This is a genomic window from Bifidobacterium imperatoris (assembly GCF_002860405.1).
Lineage (GTDB): Bacteria > Actinomycetota > Actinomycetes > Actinomycetales > Bifidobacteriaceae > Bifidobacterium > Bifidobacterium imperatoris.
The window spans coordinates 26,881-49,346 of record NZ_NMWV01000003.1 but is presented as its reverse complement, the minus strand read 5'-3'; the positions used below and the strand labels follow the sequence as shown (position 1 = coordinate 49,346).

Sequence of the window (22,466 nt, the reverse complement as noted above, 5' to 3'; positions counted from 1 at the left end):
AGCTCTATAACTACCGCTGTCTAGCGAGCCGGGCACTGCAACTGATACAGCGCCCAATCCTTGGCATAGTCGCCATATGAACTGTAATCCTGCACTTTGGTCATCGTACCGTCTATCACATATTGCTCGATGCGTTGGGCATCATGGAACGGGTCATACTGTGCAGCGAACGAGAATTGCAGACTCGGAGCCTGAGGACCCATAGACAGGAAATATGCAGGTTGCTGCGGGTTAATGCCGCATGCCGTATTGAGCAGTTCCTTGCCGTTGCCTGAGCCAAACGCCTGCTCGACTTGACTGAAAATCACGCCTTTGCCAGTATTCTGCGGGTTGTACACCGGGAACAGCATGTTGGCGTTGAATAGTGCCGTTGCATACATCGAACCGTTCATCGGATCGGAAATGACCACCGCATCGGTACCAGTCTGCTTCACCATGCGGGTCAGAATATCAAGTTTGGCGTGCGTAAGCTGCTCAGTGGGATCAGCCTTATCTAAGGATGCGGCATTATTGACGGAATCTCGCATCGCGGTTTTAACCGGATTTACGGCTTGCGCGCCAATCATCACCACGACCATGAAGGCCGCACACAGTCCTGCAAAAATCCGGGCAACCATGCGCAACGAAGCCTGATTGACTGTAGTGGATTGATCAATGTTTGGTCGCGCTGCCATATCGTGCAGCCAAGTATCCAATCGAGCGCCGGCAAGAGCAATCACCGGAAGAATAACAAACGGCAGCATAGTGAGCGTGCGCACTTCGTTGCGGTACCACACTGCAGTCACAATATTAGGAATCGCACCGGTAAAAGTAGCGCTGCATTCGAACACGAACAGCACCAGTGCGAACGACAGCAACACGGCGATGCTCTGCTTATTGGCATGCACTAATGCCATAACCATCGATATCACCAGCAACACCAGCATTGCCCAGCCGGCCACCGTGGGAACATTGAACGACGTCAATCCTTGATTGATACCACCGGATACCATGCCATCGGTGAACGCGTAGGTGAGTGACGTCTTCAAATCCATGCTCGGGCGATGCGTATGGAACCAGGTTTCAGGATGGAAATACTTGGCGGAGGGGTAGATATTCACCGCGAAGATAAAGAACGCGATAGCACCTAGCACCAGCAAACCAAACATGGCTGCAACGAGTTTCCACGGCAGGCGGAACACCGCGTATGGCAGCATGATCACGATATACGTGAATACGAGCTTAGGCTGAGCCGCCATCACCAGCAGAAAAGCAGCGGCGGTAAAGCCTAAGGCGATAAGAAGCTGGCGAATAGCCGTATGCATCTGCGAATCTTGAGACTTTGCCGCGCCCTCTGCTTTGCCAATCTTGAGTTCTAGCACAGTGGAGAAAGCATCAAGGAAATACAGTGTGGCAAGCAGCAAGTACGGCAACAGATTGCTGGCAAACGCATACGCAATCAGTGGGCCGGCATACAGCATCTGGAAGGGGTTCGCACCGGAACTCACAGCCAGAATCGGAATGCAGAAATACAATACCGACCGAGTCATTATCGAAGCATTGCGGAAGAAATAGCCGCAGAACAATGCCATACCCAGCGGCCAAAGAATGCCGCCGCCTAAAATCCACACACAGTTCACTGCGGCAACTACAGCAGCGGAACCGGTGAACATTGGAATACCAAGTGCACCGCCAACAGTGGCTACGAATGCGGCCAGCGTATGGAACAATGGCGGGTAAAAGCCTCCATTCGGCAGCAACGATGTGGCTACCGAGAGACCATCATTCATAATCTCACGAGTGAAATAGTAGTGCGCAGGCGCATCAATACCCTGAATCGGCTTATCCCAAATCGCGTCTGGAAACCAGGCAATCACAATGCCGCATGCCACGGCGGTACCGATCATCACGGCTGCAGCAGGGAAACGGCGAATGATATTTGCGCGGGAGGCAATGCTACTCATATACGTTCTTTCAAGCCAATATCAAATGCATCAAAAGTATTAGGCCAATTGCTATGAGAAACGCCTCAACCGACCATTTCACGCGTACGCTTTGGCATACCACGCAAAAAGCCAGTTGAGGCGTCTACCATGTCAGTATTTCACACCGCAGTAGGTGACTTCGATATAGCGGCTGGCCAGACCAATGTACTGGCCCGTAACCTGACTGCGGATAGCGCCGGTTTCAGGATCAATGATGCCGCCCGTTTCCGCATCGATGATGGTGCCATCAGCCTGCTTATAGGTATTGGTGGCGGCATCATAGGTCGAACCGTCTGAAGTATCAGAGGAGCCGGCGTTCGAGTCGGTTGAGGTGGAAGAATCAGTGCTATTCGAGCTGGAGTCGGTGCTATCTGAAGAAGAATTGTCGGAAGAGCTAGAGGAATCCGAGTTCTTAGAGCTCGAGTCGCTCGAACTGGAAGAATCCGAAGAAGAGCCAGTGTTGGCGTCATCCACAAGCGGCTGAGCGTTGCGGAGCTTCTCCCATACATCATCCGCACCAGCGGCCAGCTGGCTGCGGTTAGCGTCCTGAGACCATGCGGTAACCGGAATCGTCTGCGAATAGAGACGATTCATATTAAAGTCCTTCATGCTGGCAGCGAGACCGGCAAGCACCGTAGCATCAGCCAAGCCTTGGCTCATCTGCACAGATTCCAAGCCAGCCTTCGCCAGCTGATAGAGCTGTGCCGAATGAGTCAGCATATTCTTTTCCAGTACAGTCTTAATCAAACGCTTGATGAGATACTGCTGGCGCGTGGTGCGCATAGTATCCGAACCATCGGTACCAGCGCCGTGACGCATACGCGCAAACTGGGTAGCGGTATTGCCGTCAAGATGCTGCATGCCTTGGCCCAATTCAATACCGGTATATCCATCACGGGTATACGTAGGAATACAGATGTCAACGCCACCAATGGCATCAATCATCTTGGAAAGGCCGCTGAAGTCCACCACCATGAACTGCTGAATTTCCATGCCACTGAGGTAATTGACCTCATTCATCGTGCAGCTGGCAGCGGAAGCAATATCGCCACCCTGAGAATACGCATTCGGGAAGATGGAGTTGAACATCACCGAAGACTGGGCATACATAGTGCCATTTGAGGTTTCGCAGCCTGGAGTGGAAACCATCAAATCACGAGGAATGGAAACAAGATTAACGAACTTACGATCTGCGGAAATTTGCAGAATCATTGTGGTATCTGCATTATGGAGACCAGCAACACCGACATCATCGCCACCCACTGCAGCATTGCCTTCACCATCGCGCGTATCCTGACCAATGAGCAAAATGTTAATCGGCGTATTGGCATACGGATCGACCGGCAGAATATCAACCTTTTTACCATTGGATTTTTGCACAATAACGTCGATGCCCTGCTGATCGACGGTCTTGGCAATATCCGCCCAAGTCACCCCTGCGAACGTGCCGACGAAGGCCAGCACTGCGAGCACACCCAGAGACACTCCCTTGGCGACCTTATGGCTTACGCGGTACGCCGCAGTGTGATGCGGCCCCTGCACCCTCTGCCAGCCGAAATTCGGAGCTGGCCGATTTCTGTGCGCACTACGTTTTGCCATAACCACTGCCTTCCTGATTTATGGGCGGGAGTTCACTGTTCTTTAGACATGACACCCGCAAATGCTTCAGGTGCTTGCTCATACGTCGTTGGTCAGTGTACCAGAATGGGCTGAAACCGTTGGAAATCCGCCAAATTACAGCTGAATCTTCGTATTTGTAGGGTGTCTTAACCACCCTAAATGCTCAAAAATGAAGCATCTATGTTACATTCGGTGTTATTGTCCGTACAATATTGACATTTTCCGCATAGGCGTCACCTAATTCCCAGAATATTCTCAGACTTCATTGAGAGGTATAACAGTAATGCGCAAGACAACGGTCACGAAGCGCAATAATAGTGGAGCCGTATTGATTAGTTTCGGCTTAGGAGAACGGGAGAGGTACACATATGTTCGTCCTCAGCAACGCCTGGCGGGCTTTAATGCGTTCCAAGGGACGCGCGGCCCTCACTGCGCTTATCGCGCTGGTGGTCACGTTCGGCACGGTTGCCGGGCTGGCCATCGTGCAAGAAAACCACACCGCACACACTGATGATTATGATGTGCAAAAAGCCACGCTGGCCATTCGCCCGAGTGCGGCCGCCTGGAAGAAGGCCTCCGTTACGGATCCGGCAACCACCAAGCAGTACATGACGTGGACGGACTACACCGAATACGCCACCATCATTCAGCAGGCTGGCGTGACGCTGGACTTCACCGTGACCGAAACCGTGCCGGCACGCGTTTCCGGCGACCTCAAGGCCCTGAGCGGAGATAAGCTCGGCTCCACCTCCGACGATAAGACCGGCGGCCAGCTCATCTGGCGCGCGTTCTGGACCAAGGATGCCGCCGCAGCTAGCGACCTTGGCACGTTCAAGATCGTGAGCGGCAAGAACCTGAGCTACAACAACCAGTCCTCCAACCCGAACACTACAGGCGCACTGGTCTCCTCCGCATTCGCGAAGGCCAACAACCTGAAGGTTGGCGACAAGTTCAAGGTGTCCACCGCTTCCGACGCTTCCATGACTTATGAACTCACCGTGCGCGGCATCTACGAGTACACAGCATCCGCCGATGCAGATAACCCTGTGGTCACTGCCCGCAACCGCGAGAACGCCATCTTCACCAACTACCAGACCTTTGCCAAGGCCGGTCTGGATCCGCAAACCAGTGACTCTTCGGTAAGCGGCTGGAAAGTTCCTGATCTGAACGTGGTGTTCAACGCCACGGACGTTGCCGGTTATAAGAAGCTCGTCAAGACGTTCAAGAAGTCCAAACTGCCGGCTTCCGGCTACACCGTCTCCTCCCCTTCGCTTGAGGCTTACACCAAGTCTCTGGAACCGCTTGATGCGGTGGCTGGCAATGTCAAGACCGGCACGGTGGTGCTGCTTGCTGTGGGCGGCATTCTGCTGCTCGCCTTGGTGCTCGTTGGCGTGTGGGGCCCGAAGCGTGACGATGAAATCGGCATGGCCTTGGTTTCCGGCGTCTCGCGCGGCCGCTTGGGCTGGCAGTTCATGCTGGAAGTGTTCTTCGTTACGCTGCCGTTCTATGTGATCGGCCTCGTGGCCGGCGTATTCGGCACCAAACCGCTGGCAGCCGCCATCGCCTCCGGCCATGAAGTCACTGCTTCCTCCTCACTGATCTGGCAGATGATTTGGGGCGGCCTCGGAACCATTCTGGTGCTCGCTATTCTGGCTGCTCTGCGACTGGCATTCTTCCACTCCGATAAGCTCTTCGCCGCTGACGGCGACTGGGGTTCGGTGAGCGAAACCGAGACGATTGAATCCGAATCCAACCACGATGATGCGGAGGCACAGGCATGAGCGAGAAGAACATCAAGGATCAAGAGAACTTGGACGCAAAGTCCGAGGAGCTGGACGCTAAGAACGAGACCGAGGATACTGCCCCAGCCGATTCAATCCAGTTCAGCGTCATGTTTGATGACGATGACGAAGCAGATGCCGCCGAGGATACTGAGGCTGCGGGTGCAGCAGACAGTATTTATAGCAGTCTGGCAGCTGCAGAGGCATCTGTTGCAACGGATGCGCCCAAAGATGAGACTGCTGCGGACGAGCAGGACTCCAGCGAGACCGCCGCTGATGCCGAAGCAGAATCCGAGCCCAGCGAAGCCGAAGCCGATGCGCTTGCCTCCGCTGATACTTCCGCTGCAGCCACCGCTCGCAATGCCGAGCGCGTAAACGAGACGCTTAACTTGGCGAAGTCTGAGCCCAAGGATGATTTGTCCGCTCACGAGGATAAGTCCCGCAAGGCGGAACCGGCCATGACTTTGGCCTCACGCATCGATCGCGTGCTGGTTGGCGGCGGCGCGGATGACGTGCTGCTCAAGACCTATCCGACCTTTGCATTGAACAAGGTCACCCTGGCAGGGGCCAAGGGCAAGGTCAATGTGCTCGACGGTGTGGAATTCGCATGCTATGCCGGTCATTCGTATGCCGTACTGATCAGCGATGATGCGGATTCCGAACTGACCGCGGATGTTAAGCGTCGCGCGCTGATGGGCGTGATGACCGGGCTCGTGCAGCCAACTTCCGGCGCAGTGATGAACAAGAGTGCTAATATCGCCGAGCTCGAGCCAGTGGAATTGCGCGGACATCGTTTGGGTATTGTGCCGCAGCTGCACGCCTTGCAGCCGTACTTGGACGCGGAGCACAACGTGCTGTATGCAATGGAGGCTTCCAACCGCAACTTCCTGAAGCCGAAGCCGGTCATTGCTCGCGAACTGCTCGCCAAGGTCGGCTTCTCTGAGGCCACGACCGGCGTGGCAGTGGGCAAGCTGCCGGAAGTGCAGCAGCGTTTGGTGGCCATCGCCCGCGCCATCAGCACCGAGGCCGAGGTGCTGATTCTCGACGAGCCAACCCGCGGCCTGAACGATGATGACACGGTTACCGTGTTCGCCGCATTGGCCAAGCTGGCACACAGCGGCGATCCGAAGCATTGCGTCATCGTGCTGACTGCTTCGCGCGAAATCGCCGAGGCAGCAGACACTTTGTTTGAAATCTGATTGGCACATGTAATCATTCCAGTGGAGGGCGGCAAACTACCGCCCTCCACTGCTATCCGCGATATTCTTAGTGTGGATGCGTCTACGATGACTGGAGCTGCGCACTATGAGCGGATATATTCCTACGCTGGAGCAGATTGACGAGCTGCATAAGAAAATCGCCCCTTCTCAGGAGGCGTACGACCTTGTACATACGCATTGCGTGATTGTGGCAACCATCGGTTGCCAGATTGTGCGCAGACAGAACGCTTTGTTCACGCGCCGCTGCACGCTGCCGGCTGGCGGTGAATCTTTAGTCCCCTCCCCCGATGGCGTAACCGGTGGTCAAGTGCCGCCGCGCCTGCTGGACGAGCATCTGGTGCTTATCGGCGGCTTGCTGCATGACATTGGCACTTATAAGGTGTTCAAGCATGACGGCACCGATGGCGAGCCGTTGAAATTCAGCGGCAAGAAGTACATCCTGCACGGGCTCAAGGGATACGAATACCTGTTGAGCGAAGGCGTGGATGAGTCCATCGCCCAGTTCGCGCGCAATCATACCGGCGTTGGGCTGAATCGTGAGGCCGTGATTAAGCAGAATCTGCCGCTGCCGCCAGATGATTATGTGCCGGTCAACTTGGAACAGGAAGTCGTGATGTACGCCGATAAGTTCCACAGCAAGTCCACCCCGCCGAAGTTCCTGCAAGTGGATGCGTACAGCGCTAAAGCCGCCCGCTATGGCGAGGAGAACAAGCAGCGTTGGCTGGAATTGGTGGCCAAATATGGCGTGCCGGATATTCCTGCGCTGGCCGAGAAGTATCACATGCGGATGATCTGAGTCCCCGTCTTTTTCAGTTGGCTCCCCTCAGTCAGCTATGCTGACAGCTCCCCTCACAGAGGGGAGCCAGAACTATCAGCCTATGGGTAAACTCTCCCCAGGTGGGAGCCAGAATACATCTCAGATGGAGCGCAGGCGGAAGGTGCCGTTGCGGTTGGATGCCACGATCATCTGATCGTTTTCGAGCTCGTTCCAACCATCCTGGTCGTAGCCGGACGAGGACACCACCACGCCCGCCTGCTTGCCGTCTGCATCGGTGAGTGCACGGTAGCGCATCACACGGTAGTCGGCGGCCTGATGGCCGCGGCCGTATTCGTCGTAGATTTCCACGATGCGCGGGCTGGTCTTTTCGCGACCGGCTGCGCACAGGGCCACCATCTGGTCTTCGGACTGGATGATGCAGTTGTAGCTGGACTTCGGGTAGGCTTGGCGCAGTTCGCGCACTGCCTGAGCCACGGCTTCATCGAGCGGGAAGCCGAAGCCAATGTATTCCAAAATCACGGCGAAGAAAATAGCGGAATCGGAGCGGCCGCCAGTGGAGAGCAGCACGCTGTGATCCACAGGGTAAGAGCGATTGGTCACAATGTTGCGTCCGTTGGCATCGGAGATATCGCCGTTGTGCACGAAGCTCAAACCGTTGGCATAGAACGGGTGCTGGTTCTCCATGATGAGCGGCAGATTGGAGCTGGCCAAGCGCAGATGCCAGATAGCACCACGAGCCGGCTCGTTGGCCAATGCCTCGAACGTAGTGTCGAAGCGGGCGGCAACAGTGGACTTGTAGATCTTCACACCGGTCTCCGGAGAGGGAGCACCACCGTCGCGCACGTAGGGAGCTGCTGCAGGGGTGGCAAGCTGGGCCACGCCCCAGCCATCATTGTGGATTTCTGAGAGGTCGCGGAAGTCCTCGACGTTCTTCACGCCGAGAATATCATTAAGACTCAGGTCATCGCCTGCCGTCGCATATCCCAGTAATCTGCACATAGTATGACAATCTACCGGCGAGACTCAGCGACGTGCGGAGGGGGTTATAGGTGTTGCTTATAGAGTGCATCTAAACACGTTCAATCACCCCTCCGCGCTGTCTTCAGCGTTCATCTCCCTCAGCAGAACATGCCATTTTACGCGGATTATTGCCGTTTCTTACGAGCCATATGAGATACCACAGTGGCATCGGCCCGAGTGAAATCAGATTTGGTTCTGGACTTTGGCACAGGCCTCTGCTCGGGCGAATCTATTGAGGATTCCACGGATTTCACCAGCTCGCCAAGTCCAGTAGTCGTATCAAGCGGATCGGGAATGGCAGCAGGATCAGCTTTCTGGCGCGAAGGTGTTGGAAGCGGGCGGGCAGTGGTATCCGTTCTCTTCAAACGCGGAGGCCTACGCGTGGAGACGAACAGTGGCTGCACTTCAACCAGCGGATTATATGGTGCCAAACCGAACCATTTGACCGGTGTTCCAGCCATGTGGCGAATCGCATACTTGGCTTGCAAGAGGAATGCACCATGTGCGGAAACCTTGGACTCCGGCATCAGTGCTTTATGAATCAGCACGTAGCGAATCGTGCCAATGTCTGGATCGGCATCCACCTTCGGGTAAATCGACTTCTGCTTGGGCAGTTCGCCGGTTTTGGATAGGTCGTGCATGATTTGGTGAATGTATGCCGGAATGGACTGGGAAACCTTGAATCCCAAGCGAATGCGAACACGGAAGAGGAAATTGGTGCCGAAATTCTCAACCGAATATTCGCGGGTAAATGGTTCGTCCGTGGTTTCCACGCTCACAGCCCACCATGCGCGAGCGCGCTTGGGATGGTCGGCGAAGATGGAGAAGAAAATATCCGTATCGAGTCGTTTGGTTTCCGAATCGGATGTCAGGTAGACGATATTGTCTGCGAAATATGGGATGCGGAAGTCGCCATGCAGCTTGTCGAGCGCGGGCAGGAAGTCGGCGGTGCGCATATGGCGGCGCTGCGCACGTTCAATTTTCGTGCCTTCGTTCCATGTGTACATCACAAACAAAATGGCCAGTGTGAGCAGCATCGTAAACCAGCCGCCATGCAGGAATTTGGCCATCGATGCGATAAAGAACATGATTTGGATGGCCAGGAACACCACGGTGAACATCGCAGCTCCCAAGCGATGGCCATCGTGCCAGATATATACAGCCAGCAGCACCGTGGTGGTAATCATCGTAATGGTGAGCGCCAAGCCATAGGCGGCGGAAATGTGTTCGGAATCCTTGAAAATCGCGAGCACAATCAGCGTAGATGCGCACAGCACGCCATTGACTACCGGAATATAGAGCTGGCCGCGCGTACGGGCTGGGTAACGCACCTGGAGATGCGGCATCCAATTCAAGCGCGTGGCTTCGGAAACCATTGTGAACGCGCCAGTAATCAAGGCTTGGGAGGCAATCACGCCGGCGGTAACGGAGAGCACCACGGCGATGTATCGCACGTTCGGCGTCATCATTTGGAAGAACGGATTCAGCGTTTTCAGCGTGGTGTACTCGGGGTTGCGGCTGTTGGCCAGCATCCATGCGCCTTGGCCAAAATAATTGCACACCAGTGCCACTTTGATGAACGGCCAAGTGAAATAAATGTTGCCGCGGCCCACATGGCCCATATCGGAATACAAGGCTTCCGCACCAGTGGTGGAGAGGAATACCGTGCCCATCAGCGCAATGCCGGCTTCATTATGCGGACTGAAAAGGAATTGAACGCCGTAAACCGGGTTGAGTGCCTCGAATACCGACCAATCATTGGAAAGATTGCATAAACCTACCACTGCGAGGAAGCTGAACCAGACCAGCACAATCGAGCCGAATACACGACCAATGGATTCAGTGCCGCGCGACTGCACTGAAAACAGCACCACAATGATGACTACGGTAATCATCAAAGTCAGGCTGGGATTGTCGTCAAAGAACCGTTCGAGCGGGGGCAGGGTTTGCAGGCCTTCGACTGCGGAGCTGATGGAAACAGCCGGGGTAAGCACCGAATCAGCAAGGAAGGCGGCACCGCCGAGCATAGCTGGGATAGCGAGCCATGAGCCATAGCGGCGAATCAAGGAATACAGTGCGAAAATGCCACCTTCGCCATTGTTATCAATGCGCATGGCGATAAGCACGTATTTGACGGTGGTAATCAGCGTAATCGACCAGAACACCAGCGAGAGCATGCCGAGCACAGCATCGCGCTGCACATTGCCGAGCCCACCTTGGCCGGAGAGAAAGGTTTGCGCAGTGTAGAGCGGCGAGGTGCCGATGTCGCCATACACCACGCCAAGCGCCACAATGGCCATGCCCCAGGTGATTTTGTTCGGCCCGGACTGCAGACGAGCCCACCAGCGTCCTATACGGCCTTTTGCCGCGGTGGAAGCAAGTTTTTCGGCTTCCTTATTTTCAGCTTCGCGCTGTTTGGCGAGCGCTTCACGCTCTTCGCGGGTCAGTGTGCGGCGGGAAACCTTAGGTGCCGTGGTGTAGGTGTCTGCTCTGAGGAGCGCGGCTTCTTCTTTTTTGAGTGCTATGGCTGTTTGTTCCGCTTGGATTGCGGCCGCACGCTTGGAATTGTTCTGTTTTCGGGCGCGCGAAGATTGCTTGTCTGACTCAACCATACGTTCAAGTCCTCCATACGGGCCCCAACCACATCCCGCAAGTTCAGATCATCCCGTTCTCTGTAACGAACGATATGGTAGCCCTGCAACGCAGCCTTCACAACTTACAAAAACAAGGCAGACTGTCTAATTTATTATGCGCTGGGGCCCGAGAACCCAGAAGCGCATAATCAGATGCCGTACACCTCGCGTGTGGTGGCTCGAGTGCCGCGCGCCACTTCAGCGATTGATACATCCAACGCATCGGCCATAGCGCGCAACGTGTATGGAATCATGTACGGCGCATTAGTGCGACCGCGATATGGCATTGGCGTCAAATATGGCGCATCAGTTTCCACCATCGCATGATCAAGACCCACAATCCGCAATGATTCGCGAATACCATCGTTGCCCTTGTAGCTCACCGTGCCGGAGAAGCTCAAATACCAGCCTTGCTCGCGCGCGATTTCCGCCATTTCCGCGTCGCCCGAGTAGGAATGGAACACCGTACGCTCTGGAGAACCATCGGCCAATAAAGTTTCGATGACCTCGCGGTGCGAGTCACGGTCGTGAATCTGCATCGGCAATCCCAGTTCCTTGGCGAGCGCGATATGCGCGCGGAATGCTTCGCGCTGCAGCTCTTTAGCGCCCTCACCCGTGCGGAATAGGTCCATGCCAGTCTCACCGATTGCCACCACTTGCTCAGGGTATTGTGTGGCCAAACGATGCACTTCGGCGAGCGCATCCTCAAAGTTCGTGTCATGGTAGGGCTTGTATTTGAGCGGCAGGCCGTCCGGCCCGGGGACCCCGCGATGCCCGTGCAGTACGGCTTCGTTGGGGTGTATTGCGAGTGCCGCGTGCACATTACCTGGATGATCGAGGGCCATCTGCACAGCGGTCATCAGGTGCGGCAGCTCGCAACCGCAGTCGATAATACCCCCAACGCCGACAGCTTGCGCTTGTGCAAGCAGCTGGTCCACATCGTAGACAGGTACGGGCGCCTGGCCTTTGGCTTGCGCCTCATGGTCCATTGCGCGTGCGAATGGCACGACGGACGCCACATGCGTGTGGTTATCAATGACTTGAATGTCTTCGGGTAACGGCTCGGGAGAGGGTGCCCAGCTGCGGTCGCGATGATGCTTGCTCATGATGCTTCAGTGTATGCGCCCGTATTCCCTATGAGTTTCCCGAATTTCTTGCACTGAGCACCCGTCAGTGCAAGAAATTCGGGAAGGAGTAACGTGTTACCGCCAGCATTGTTCGTATGGCAAGCCGGTCAGGCGCTCGACCACGTGACGGGTTTCTGTATCCACATTTGTCTTCGAGCCACCGTTGCGCAGTCGCGTAATTTCAGCCAAAACAACCGAATCCGTGTGCTTGTTGATTACCAAATGTGCGGAAATAATCCAACAGATAATCATCGCGAACGCGAACCAGCCGAGCAGTACCGCACCCAATCCGGCTTTGGCCGCCATGCTTTGCTGCTGCAATGTAGCATCAAAGCCGACCGCTCCCAATACCAGCCCTACGCAAATAGTGCCGATGCCTGAGCCGAGCTGACGGAATGAGGCTTGGATGCCGGCAAATGTGGCGGAACGGTACCGGCGGGTGATGATCTGGTCGATGTCCGCAATATACGGGAACACGGCCCACGGCAGGTAGCCACACAGGGATTTGAAGGCGAAGAACCACAATGAGCCTGCGATAGCGAACACGGTCCAGGCGGCAGGTTGCATCGAATCCGCAAGCAACCATGCAGCGAACAGCCATGCTACGCCGACCAGGCAGCCGATGAAATTGATGGCGTACAAGCGCTTCGGCCCAATTTTGGTCATCGCCCAGCCGAATACTGGCATGAGCGGCATGGAGATGGCCGTGCAGCCGAGCAACAGCGAGGCGAACGCGGCCGTGCGATTCCAGTCGTAGACCACGAAAAATACGAACGTCTGGCCGAACACGTCCATCGAAACCTGCACCAGTAGGTAAATCGACAGGTGCTTGCGGAATTCCTTGACTCGCAATGTGGTGGCGTATTCGTGTAACACTTTGCCGGCACGCCTCAGCCAGCCGGCCCAGCCAATCGACCCTTCATGTTTTTCGCCGCGCGCGTAGGCACCGAATCCCGCGGCTTCCGGGGTCATTTCCCATGTACTGCGCCAGCATGCGAACACGGCGAGCGCGAACAGCACTGTGGTGGTCATTGTGAAAATCATGTAGCCGGTCGGCGTGCGTTCGCCGAAAATCGCGAGCACTGCACTGCCTGCCAGTGGAATCAGCGTTGCCGCACCAGTGGAGATGAACATGCGCACAGTGGAGAGTTTCGTGCGGCTGTTGAAATCCGGCGTCATTTCACCAGGCAATGGATTGTAGGCGGTTTGGAACAACTGAGCGAGCACCACCCAGAACACATAGGCTGCAGCATAGGCGGCGAGCGGCAACCCTGGAATCCACAGGAAGATGCCGAACAACAGCAGCGGGCCGATAATCATCAGCAGGAAGCGACGCCGGCCGAACCTAAGGCCGATGCTGTAACGGTAGAGATTGTCATCGAATACGCCGAAAAGCAGGGCCGCTACCGCACTGATCAATGCGCTGAGGCCGATGACCGACTGGGCTGTGGCGATGGACATGCCGCAGAATGTGGTCCAGAACAGGGAGAGGTAGGCAGCGATGATGGTGAGTTGGCCGCCGCCATAGAAGTCTCCCACACCGAAGCCGATGGCGTTGCGCAGGGTGATTTTGCGCACACCGGGGTCTCGTAAGGCTTGGTTCAGCGCATGGCTATCGGCTTCCGACGATGTTTCATGAGATGTTTCACGCAAGGTTTCACGAGGTGTTTCACAGTGTTTTGTACCGCTCATTCCGCGCGCCTTTCACCCACAGATCTGCGCACAATAATAGAAGTATCCACCAAAGTAACATTCGCAGATTGCTCGTCTTCGTTACGCACACCCAGCTCCTTGAGCTGCTCCATAAGTTGAGCATCCGCGGGATTGCGCACAGCGCCAGATTCACGCCCAAGCAGCAGCCGAACGGCGGCCTGGCCAAGCAAATCGCGCGGAATGCGAATGGACGTAATCGGCGGTGTGACCACCGGAGCGATCAACGTGTTATCAAAACCGATAACGGACACGTCTTCCGGCACGCGCACACCGTCCGCAGTCAGGCGCAGCACAATGCCAGCCGCAATCAAATCGTTATACGTGATGACAGCGGTGGGTTTGGAGTTTTCGAGGGCGAGCGCGGCCTGATAGCCGCCTTCCACGCTCGGACGCACCGGGCCGATGTGATTCATACGCAATCCCATGCGCTGGCCGATGTCATGCAGGCAGGACCAGCGTGACTGGTTGGCCCACGAGGTCGAACCAGACACATAGGTGATGGCTGTGTGATGGTAGCGGCGCAGCATGCTGAGCGCGCGAACCACACCGATTCTTGGGTCGGGCACTACGCTGGGCACACCGTCCACCGGACGGTTCAACACCACGAGCGGTACACGCTTGGCATAGTCACGAATGAAATCGATGCCGGGCGAATCAGTGGCTAGAATCACGCCATCGACTTTGCCGACCAAATGAGTGAGCAACTGCTGGGTACGCTGCTGAGATTGGCCGGCTTCAATCAGGCCTACGGCGCTGCCGGATTCCATAGCAGTGATTTGCGCGCCTTTCAAAATCTGCGAGGAGACGCCGTCCGTGGTGTCTTTGACCACGAGCGCAATGACTCCGCCGCTCGTGGCAGGCCAATTTTGCACGGCGGAATTGGAGTGGGTGAACGCGGAAGTATCGGAAGAGCCCGATGGGCTAGAGGATGAATTGAGTGGATCCGACTGCGACTGTGCAGCAGAGGTATGACGTTTGCGTGGATTTGGCCGGTAGCCAAGCCGGTCGGCAACTTCACGCACTTGTTCCACGGTTTGGAAATTCACGCGGTCAGGGTTGCTGAATACGCGGGAGACGGTGGAGATGGCCACGCCAGCAGCGTCCGCCACGTCCGCCAAACGCACGCGATCAGTTGCCTTGCGCTGCTGTTCTGCCATCTCAACCCCCTGGTGTATTGCCTTCCACTATATATAGAAAAAGGCTCCCTCTGGAGAGGGAGCCAATCAGCGCGAATCAGGCTTCAACAGCCTTAGCTTCGGCAGCAATTGCTGACCGGCCTACGGCCTGACTCATCATTACCTCACGGCTGCCGCCGTTCGGCCTCGGCTACAAACAATCCACTGGATTGTTTGCTTCACGCCTCGGCACGACGCTCGGCGAGCTCGGCCTTGATCTGCTTGAACTTCTCCTCGGTAATCGGGTAGAAGAACATGATGGCGGCGGAGATCACGAAGCCAATCAGCGGCACGAGACCAGCAGCGAGACGCAGGTTCTCGGCAACGGTCGGATCCTGAGCCACATTCATGCCGGACTTGTAGCCAGTGAAGGCGAGGATGGCCGGGCCGAGCCAAGAGGTCAGAGCGCCGAACATCTGGCGGAAGAAGCTCAGACCAGCCATTGCAGCACCATCAGTGCGCTTACCGGTCTTCCACTCGTAATACTCAACGGTGTCGCCTTCCATACCCCAGACGTAGTTGCCGCAGAACTGAGCACCGATGGCGTTCAGAGCCAAGCCCACGAGGGACAGCCACACGTTGGTAACGAAGATGAACATCACACCGCCGAGGATGCCAAGCACACAGCCGAGGTACCAGCCACCCTTCTTGCCGAGGTGACGAGCGATAACCGGGCCGAACGGGGAGGCAATCACGCCGATGGAGGCGTTGATCAGGGTGACCAGCGTGGTGATGAGAGCCAGAGTGCCGGCGTCAGCACCATTGGCGAGCACTTCCTTGGCGATGATCGGTCCGATGGAGCCGACGCAGGTGGCGATCAGGTAGAAGCCGGTGGCGAAGCACAGGATAAGCAGGGCCGGGTTCTGGAAGATGGCCTTCAGGGTGTCGATGAAGGAAACCTTCGGCTGGGTCGGTACATCAATCTGCTCGATGGTGGTCTTGTACAGGAAGACGTAAATCAGAGCGCCAACAAGGCAGAAGATGCACACGATCGGCAGCATGAGCTTAGCGAGAGCGGCCTGATCCTTGACGTTGTTGATGGCCGGGGCCAGGGTGAAGGTGACGATGAGGCCGAACAGAGCGCCGCCGACCATACGGGCGGAGGACAGGCGCTGGCGTTCGTTCTGATCCTGGGTCATAGCACCAAGCAGTGCGCCGTAAGGCACGCCACCTAAGGCGCCGAGCAGCTGGTAGAGCAGGTAGGTGACGATAGCCCACGCCACCTTGACGCCCATTTCGGCATCAGCCGGAATGGTGTACATCAGGCAGATGGCCACCATCATCGGCACGCCGAAGGCGACCACGAGGCGACGGAACTTGCCATTCTTGTTCGGCTTGACGCGGTCGGCATAGTTGCCGGCGAGCAGGTACACAACAGCCTGGAAGAAGCGGGCGAACAGGAAGATGTTAGCGGTGGTCACCGGGTCGATGCCCATGTAGATGTAGTAGGTGGCCAGGAACATCGACATCATACGCCAGCCGATGTTGTTGGCAAGATCGCCGGAACCATAACCGACGATGTTCAGCCAAGTCAGCTTCTTCGGCGTCTTCTTGACTGACTGCGCTGTTGCAGTGCTCATATTCTAGAACTCCTTAGTTCTTTCTATTTATTTCCGGTGTGATGCAAGCCTTCCCTTGCATCACACCGTTCGCCACAGCCGAAGCAGCGGCAAAATCTTGATTATTTAATGAGGCAGGGCAGGGATGGGCTGGACTCTGCGGACATGCCGATGGCATTGACTGCGATGACGGATGCCGTGTAGTTGCCGGCCGTCAAGCCCGATACACTCTTGGCTTCCTCGCTGGCCTCGGCCTTGACCACCTTGACGGTGTTCTCGGTGAGGTTGCGCAGGGTCAGCACGTAGGAGGTGATCGGCGTGCCACCGTCTGCCGGAGCCTTCCAAGTCACGTTCATCGTGTCGGCGGTGGAGGTGACGCCCGGCTTGTTCGGCTTGGCGGGCACTGCGGCCACGATGATCGGCTCGCTCGGTTCACTCGGCTGAGAAATCTTGTCTTCACCATTGGTGGCCTCGATGGTCACCTGATAGGTACCGCGCGCCACATCGGTGAAGGTGTAAGCGGTGGTGCCGGTCGGAGTCCAGGCCACGCGCTTAGGCAAATCAGCGGACGCATCGACAGGGGTCAGGTGGATGTTGGTGCCGCCCTTGCCGAAGCCGGAGCGGGTGTCCACGTCATTCCAGGAGACAGCCACGGCACCGGATTCCACCAGTAGTTCAGCGACCGGAGCCTTGGGCTGTGGCAGCTGATCGTCAACTTCGTTGGCGGTTTCGCGGCCGACCTTGAAGACTTGGGACGTGGCGCTTTCGCCTTCGCCGATCTCGTTGCGGCCCTGCACGGTGACGGTCCATTCGCCGGCCGGCACATCGCTGATCAGCGCGTAGGTATCGGTTCCGGTGACTTCGGCCGGGATGATTTCGCCGGCTGCGTTGGTCAAGGTGAGCTTGGTGCCGAGGATTGGCGAGCGGCCGTCGGAAGCGAACTTCCAGCTGACCTGCACGTCGTGGGACTGCACGGAGGCGGTCACATCGGTGGGCTCGGACGGGATGGCCGGCATGTGGGCATCGGCGTAGACGGCGATCTCCACGAGCTGCAGCGCGTACTCGTCGTGTTCGTTCGGGTTGGCGCGCAGCTTGGAGGCTTCTAGCTTGACGAAGCGCACGTTGTCTACCGGAGCGAAGTCGAAGGCGCGCGGCTTGCCATTGGCGGGCAGGGCGTAATCATGCTTATCGACCACCTTGGTCCAGGCGTTGCCATCTGCGGACACGGAGATGGTGAAGTCGACAGGGAAGCCTTGGCCCTGGTTTGGGTCGAAAGCACGATGGCCTGCGGCGAACTCCTGCACACCGCCGACGCCTTCGCCTTCACCGTGGAAGGCTTCGGCAACGGTACCGCCGGGGTTTTCGCCACGCGGGGCGAGTACAACCTGAGCCACGGTGGTGGGCTCGGCGAGCTTCAGGGAAACCCATTCGCTGTGGTTCTCCTTGGTCGGTTCGCTGGACCAACCGAAGTGGTTGTAATCGGCGTTGAATTCACCATCAACCAGGGAGGCCACGGTCCAGCCGTAGCGCTCGGAGGACGAGCTGACACGCACGGTTGCACCCAGAGCCTTGTTGGCGGCCTGGCACTTGCATGGCATTGTTCCGGCCGTGAACTTCACGGTCACGGTGACGGTGTCGCCGTTTTCGCCGGTGTATTCAATCTGACCGGTGTATGCCTTGCCGGAGTCGAGACCGGCCACATTCACGGTGTAGAACAGTTCCTGTTCGTGGCGCAGGTTGCCGGCGAGACGCTCGAAGCTGATGGAACCGTTGGCATCATCCACCACGCGGGCGGTCCACTTTTCGCTCAGAGCGCCGCCTTCCTGCTTCAGGTGCAGGCAATGCTTAACGTTGCGGGACACCCAGTCCACGGTGCCGAGGTCGATGAGTTCGCGGCTGGCACCAATCGTGGCGGGGGCCGGGCGGCCAATCCAACCGAGGAAATTGTCTTCGGTGAACTTGAGCTTGCCGTTCTTCACCACGCTCAGAGTCTCGATAAGCTTGGATTCGTAGGTTTCCACCTCGCCCGGCACATGGATGGTGATAGGCAGTTCGGTGAATTCGCCGTGGTCCACGGTGATGGTCTTGGAACCGGATTCGACTTCGCGAACTGTGCCGTCCTGCGTGTTCACGGCGGAAACGGTCCAGCGGACTTCGAGTTCGGTGCCGTCGATCTCCTCATCGTTGTAGACGAGAAGCGTGCGCTGGGAGGCGGTGCCGAGCTGGTAGATGTGGTGCGGCAGGCCGAGGCGAGGCTCCTTGTCGAAGTCCTTGTCGAATGCGGCCACGTCGGCGTAGGAGTTGGCAAAGTAGCGGTAGCCGTCTCCTTCGATCCAGCGGGCGTCGCCTTCGGCGGTCGGGTCGAACTGCGGGCGCAATAGGGCCTTCGGATTCAGGCCGTGCTTGGTGTGTTCCTGATCGAGTTCGATGACCTTCTCGATGTTGTCGTAAATGAACATAGACAGGCAGAACGGCTTCCAGTTAGCCATGCGTGTGGTGCGCACGCCACGGGTCACGCGGCCCACTTCGCGACCGAAGTCGGCGCGGGAAATGGTGTCCGGGTTGCCGTTGAGACGACCGTGGTAGATGTCCTTAATCGTGCCGTCTTCGGCGTACTGCGGGATGCCTGCGGTGGAAACGGAGAACTCTTCGCCGGCGCCGAGCGGCAGGTCGCCGTCGATCTGATAGAGGTCGTAAATGTCGGGCGCGGAGGTCATACCGGAGGGGTAGCCGCCGAAGTAGTGGCGGGAGTCCTCGTTGGTAATCGGCTTGTTGAAGCCATCGTTCATCACCAAACGGGTCGGGTCCTCACGGTTGGCGGCTGCTTCCAGCGGCGGGATGAGGATTTCGGCGTCGTTCGGGTTCCAAGCCTCGTTGGTGGTGGACCACAGCACGATGGACGGATGGTTGCGGTATTCGCGCACCCAACGCTCGACCCATTCGGTGTAGTAACCGATGGCCTCATCAGAGTAGTTCAGGTAGTACGGCGGATCGAGGGACACATTGGAGGTGGAGCCCGGGTTCCAGAACGCGGTTTCCTCTTCGAGCAGCATGCCGGTTTCGTCCGCATGATCCATCAGCACATGGGATGGCACGGAACGAATGTGGTTACGGATGATGTTGCAGTTGGCGTGTCGGTAAGCATCGAGCCATGCCTTGGCCATTTCGTCCATTGCGTGGTTGTCGTCAAGGATCACGCCGTAGGAGTCGCCGATCTCGTTGATCAGATCGCGGTCGCCCTGGTTGAGCAGGCACAGGGAGTCGCCGCGCAGGCGAATCTTGACGCCGTTGATGATGTACTTGTCGCCTTCGCGCCAGAACTGGCGGAAGCCGAAACGGTCGGAGTATTCGTGCACCGGCTTGGCATCAGCTTCAGCGATGGCAGCATCCACCGTGTACAGGAATGGGTCGGTGCGGGACCAGTAATGAGCGGTCGACCAACCCTTGGCGAGCTTCACTACCGTGCTTTCGCCGGCTGCAACGTGCACGTCGGCAGGGTCGAAGGTGAGCGCAGCGGTATCGGTATCGCCCTTGAACGGATGCACGGCGGCGGTGAGCTTCAGGTCGGCATCGGCTGCAGTGTGGTTGACGATGGTCACGTTGACGGCGAGTTCGTCGTCGGACGGGTCGGCGTTCTTCTTGAGGTCCGGCATAATCTGCAGATCATCGATGCGCAGTTTCGGCTTGGTGACGATGGCAACGTCCTCGCCGATGCCTACACGGCCGACGATGTTTTCCACGCCGAATGGGAAGAGCAGGCGGTCAGGGCCTCCCTCGGTGGCCAACGCGTCTTCCGGCAGGGCCTTGACGGACCAGACTTCGATGCGAATCTCATTGGTGCCGGGCTTGACCACTCTGTTGATGTCGAGGTCATACGGCAGCAGGGTCATCAGGTAGCCCTTGGTCGTGAGCGGGCCGACAGACTGACCGTTGACGAATACCTTGCCGAGCGTGGCAAGTGCACCGACGTGGAGGAACACATCTTCATCCGTGATGTTCTCCGGCAAGTCCACGGTCTTGACGTACACACCGTGGTGCAGGCCCTTCTCCCATTCAGCCGGGTAGCCGGTGGTGGCGGGCAACGAGTCCCACCAAGTCGGCACGACGATGTCAAAACGCTCCTGCCCACCGTTCGGGTAGAAGTCCCACACACCATTGAGGTTGAGCCTCATTGCAATCCCTTTCGATTCCTCATCGATTCTTTGGTCTTCGCATCGGCCTGCTACAGTTTCTTCGCTGTGCTGTGCCGAATCACATGGCTCACCATAGGGGCGCGACTTTGTTTGCCGTTTTTTGCCATCCAAGTTTTGCGCAACTTTGCCAGTTTTTGCCATTCCTTGCCACATGCGGCTGCATGTTTTTCGCCCAAGAATTGCCAGTCTTTGCCATTTATCGGAGAAATGTCAGTTCTGGCCACTTCTCCGAGCGCAGTATGGGTAAACTCTGCCTTCGGAAGTTTGCATATTGTCCAGTTCAACATCGGAGTGTCTGCACATGTCTCGTCCGCTTCGCCAAGCCTCTCACCTATCGAGGATTCGCACAGCCGCTGCTACAGCCGTAGCCCTCAGCCTGATTGCTGCCGCAACCGGCTGCGGCAGTATCTCGGGAGCGAACGGCGAGCAGAACAGCTCCGGAACCACAGAAATCACCTTGTGGACCTGGCAGTCCACCATCAATGATTTCGTCACCGCATTCGAAAAAAACCACCCGAACATCAAAGTCAAAGTAACCAATGCCGGCGCAAACGAAGACGAATACATGCAGTTGACCAACGCAATCAACGCCGGCCGCGGCATTCCGGACGTGGTTTACCTCGATTACAACGCCGTGCATCAATTCGCCATCTCGGATCAGCTGCGATCGATGAATGATTACGGTTTCAGCAAGATTCGCGGAGACTTCACCAAGGCCGCGCAAAATAACGTATCCGTGAGCGGCGAGCCTTACGGTCTGCCGATTTCCTCCGGCCCGATGGTGATGTTCTACAACCAAGACGTGCTAGCGAAAGCGGGCGTAACTTCCGCGCCGACCACGTGGGATGAATACCGAACAGCCGCGCAGAAGGTTGCAGCATTGCCCGGCAGCGCACACATCACCAACGATACGGGTGACGGCGGCTTCATCACTTCGATGCTCTGGCAGGCGGGCGCGCAACCATTCAACGTGGACGGCACTACCGTAAGCGTGAACTTTAGCGGCAAGAACGTGAAGAAATTCACCGGCATGTGGCAGCCGATGCTGGATGACAACCTCATCGACACCTCCACCACAGGCTGGAGCGACGAATGGTGGCGCAAGCTGGACGACGGCTCCATCGCCACCTTGCTCACCGGCGCATGGATGGTCTCTTCCATGCAGAAGAACCTCTCGCAAACCAAGGGTTCGTGGCGCATCGCTCCAATGCCACAGTACGCAGCCGGAGAACATGCGAACGGAGAGAATGGCGGCGGCGCACTGGCTCTGCCCAAGGGCACCGATGACGCCAAAGCAAAGGCGGCCTACGAATTTGCCGAGTGGTTCGCGCATGACGGCGGCGTCAAAGTCAATCTTGCACAAGGTGGACTGCCGCCGCTCAATTCCGTGCTCTCAGACAGCGACTGGCTGAATGAAAAGGACGCGTTCTTCGGCGGGCAGGCCACGCATCAAGTAATTGCCAAAGCTTCGAAAGACGTAAGTACCAAGTTCGAATACCTGCCATACATGGCATACGCGAACTCCATCGCAGTCGATTCCATCGGACAGGCATACCACGGCAAAATCACACTGCAGAATGCCTTAGTGCAGTGGGGCGATTCACTCAAGACCTACGGTCAGCAGGAAGGCTTCACAGTTAAGTAATAATTAATAATCACAGAAAGCGTGTACTGAACATCGCT

General features: G+C 57.0%; 14 protein-coding genes. 4 read left to right on the top strand and 10 right to left on the bottom strand.

What is annotated here, in order from left to right:
* Nucleotides 1-20: 20 nt before the first annotated feature.
* The gene (locus tag Tam1G_RS00975) at nt 21-1,943 is read right to left on the bottom strand and encodes a DUF6541 family protein (protein WP_101625136.1); all 1,923 of its coding nucleotides are present in this window, start codon (nt 1,941-1,943) and stop codon (nt 21-23) included.
* A gap of 132 nt (nt 1,944-2,075) precedes the next feature.
* The gene (locus tag Tam1G_RS00970) at nt 2,076-3,563 is read right to left on the bottom strand and encodes an LCP family protein (protein WP_101625135.1); all 1,488 of its coding nucleotides are present in this window, start codon (nt 3,561-3,563) and stop codon (nt 2,076-2,078) included.
* A gap of 389 nt (nt 3,564-3,952) precedes the next feature.
* Here Tam1G_RS00970 and Tam1G_RS00965 point away from each other — a divergent pair, with 389 nt between their 5' ends.
* The 3 genes from Tam1G_RS00965 (at nt 3,953) to Tam1G_RS00955 (ending at nt 7,381) form a co-directional block, all read left to right on the top strand.
* On the top strand, nt 3,953-5,365 hold the full coding sequence (locus tag Tam1G_RS00965) for an FtsX-like permease family protein (protein WP_101625134.1): 1,413 nt from the start codon (nt 3,953-3,955) through the stop codon (nt 5,363-5,365).
* Nucleotides 5,362-6,564: an ATP-binding cassette domain-containing protein gene (locus tag Tam1G_RS11575; RefSeq protein ID WP_165781858.1), complete on the top strand. Its 1,203-nt coding sequence runs from the start codon at nt 5,362-5,364 to the stop codon at nt 6,562-6,564. Before Tam1G_RS00965 ends, Tam1G_RS11575 begins: the two co-directional genes overlap by 4 nt.
* Before the next feature lie 106 nt (nt 6,565-6,670).
* Nucleotides 6,671-7,381 (top strand): HD domain-containing protein, encoded by a 711-nt coding sequence (locus Tam1G_RS00955; RefSeq protein WP_033891925.1) that lies wholly within the window; start codon nt 6,671-6,673, stop codon nt 7,379-7,381.
* A 120-nt stretch (nt 7,382-7,501) separates the two neighbouring features.
* Here Tam1G_RS00955 and Tam1G_RS00950 read toward each other — a convergent pair whose 3' ends face one another.
* From Tam1G_RS00950 to Tam1G_RS11570, 8 genes are all read right to left on the bottom strand, one after another.
* Nucleotides 7,502-8,362, bottom strand: coding sequence for a class II glutamine amidotransferase (locus Tam1G_RS00950; protein ID WP_101625133.1), 861 nt, complete (start codon nt 8,360-8,362; stop codon nt 7,502-7,504).
* A gap of 146 nt (nt 8,363-8,508) precedes the next feature.
* Complete coding sequence (locus Tam1G_RS00945; RefSeq protein ID WP_101625132.1) at nt 8,509-10,995, bottom strand: KUP/HAK/KT family potassium transporter; 2,487 nt, start codon at nt 10,993-10,995, stop codon at nt 8,509-8,511.
* Nucleotides 10,996-11,165: 170 nt separating this feature from the next.
* Nucleotides 11,166-12,122 (bottom strand): TatD family hydrolase, encoded by a 957-nt coding sequence (locus tag Tam1G_RS00940; protein WP_101625131.1) that lies wholly within the window; start codon nt 12,120-12,122, stop codon nt 11,166-11,168.
* Between the two features lie 96 nt (nt 12,123-12,218).
* Nucleotides 12,219-13,835, bottom strand: a complete 1,617-nt coding sequence (locus tag Tam1G_RS00935; protein ID WP_165781857.1) for an MFS transporter — start codon at nt 13,833-13,835, stop codon at nt 12,219-12,221.
* Nucleotides 13,832-15,013, bottom strand: coding sequence for a LacI family DNA-binding transcriptional regulator (locus Tam1G_RS00930; RefSeq protein WP_207553089.1), 1,182 nt, complete (start codon nt 15,011-15,013; stop codon nt 13,832-13,834). Before Tam1G_RS00930 ends, Tam1G_RS00935 begins: the two co-directional genes overlap by 4 nt.
* A 197-nt stretch (nt 15,014-15,210) precedes the next feature.
* A complete protein-coding gene (locus Tam1G_RS00920; RefSeq protein ID WP_101625130.1) occupies nt 15,211-16,611 on the bottom strand; it encodes an MFS transporter in 1,401 nt (466 codons plus the stop codon).
* A gap of 101 nt (nt 16,612-16,712) precedes the next feature.
* Complete coding sequence (locus tag Tam1G_RS00915) at nt 16,713-20,762, bottom strand: fibronectin type III domain-containing protein (protein ID WP_165781856.1); 4,050 nt, start codon at nt 20,760-20,762, stop codon at nt 16,713-16,715.
* A 50-nt stretch (nt 20,763-20,812) separates the two neighbouring features.
* On the bottom strand, nt 20,813-21,007 hold the full coding sequence (locus tag Tam1G_RS11570; protein WP_165781855.1) for a hypothetical protein: 195 nt from the start codon (nt 21,005-21,007) through the stop codon (nt 20,813-20,815).
* A 77-nt stretch (nt 21,008-21,084) separates the two neighbouring features.
* Here Tam1G_RS11570 and Tam1G_RS00910 point away from each other — a divergent pair, with 77 nt between their 5' ends.
* On the top strand, nt 21,085-22,428 hold the full coding sequence (locus Tam1G_RS00910) for an ABC transporter substrate-binding protein (RefSeq protein ID WP_033891919.1): 1,344 nt from the start codon (nt 21,085-21,087) through the stop codon (nt 22,426-22,428).
* Nucleotides 22,429-22,466 lie beyond the last annotated feature (38 nt).

What these genes read in the sequence shown, in the direction of transcription:
- Tam1G_RS00975 (WP_101625136.1), bottom strand. Translation starts at nt 1,943, where the DNA reads ATGAGTAGCATTGCCTCCCGCGCAAATATCATTCGCCGTTTCCCTGCT.
- Tam1G_RS00970 (WP_101625135.1), bottom strand. Translation starts at nt 3,563, where the DNA reads ATGGCAAAACGTAGTGCGCACAGAAATCGGCCAGCTCCGAATTTCGGC.
- Tam1G_RS00965 (WP_101625134.1), top strand. Translation starts at nt 3,953, where the DNA reads ATGTTCGTCCTCAGCAACGCCTGGCGGGCTTTAATGCGTTCCAAGGGA.
- Tam1G_RS11575 (WP_165781858.1), top strand. Translation starts at nt 5,362, where the DNA reads ATGAGCGAGAAGAACATCAAGGATCAAGAGAACTTGGACGCAAAGTCC.
- Tam1G_RS00955 (WP_033891925.1), top strand. Translation starts at nt 6,671, where the DNA reads ATGAGCGGATATATTCCTACGCTGGAGCAGATTGACGAGCTGCATAAG.
- Tam1G_RS00950 (WP_101625133.1), bottom strand. Translation starts at nt 8,362, where the DNA reads ATGTGCAGATTACTGGGATATGCGACGGCAGGCGATGACCTGAGTCTT.
- Tam1G_RS00945 (WP_101625132.1), bottom strand. Translation starts at nt 10,995, where the DNA reads ATGGTTGAGTCAGACAAGCAATCTTCGCGCGCCCGAAAACAGAACAAT.
- Tam1G_RS00940 (WP_101625131.1), bottom strand. Translation starts at nt 12,122, where the DNA reads ATGAGCAAGCATCATCGCGACCGCAGCTGGGCACCCTCTCCCGAGCCG.
- Tam1G_RS00935 (WP_165781857.1), bottom strand. Translation starts at nt 13,835, where the DNA reads ATGAGCGGTACAAAACACTGTGAAACACCTCGTGAAACCTTGCGTGAA.
- Tam1G_RS00930 (WP_207553089.1), bottom strand. Translation starts at nt 15,013, where the DNA reads ATGGCAGAACAGCAGCGCAAGGCAACTGATCGCGTGCGTTTGGCGGAC.
- Tam1G_RS00920 (WP_101625130.1), bottom strand. Translation starts at nt 16,611, where the DNA reads ATGAGCACTGCAACAGCGCAGTCAGTCAAGAAGACGCCGAAGAAGCTG.
- Tam1G_RS00915 (WP_165781856.1), bottom strand. Translation starts at nt 20,762, where the DNA reads ATGAGGCTCAACCTCAATGGTGTGTGGGACTTCTACCCGAACGGTGGG.
- Tam1G_RS00910 (WP_033891919.1), top strand. Translation starts at nt 21,085, where the DNA reads ATGTCTCGTCCGCTTCGCCAAGCCTCTCACCTATCGAGGATTCGCACA.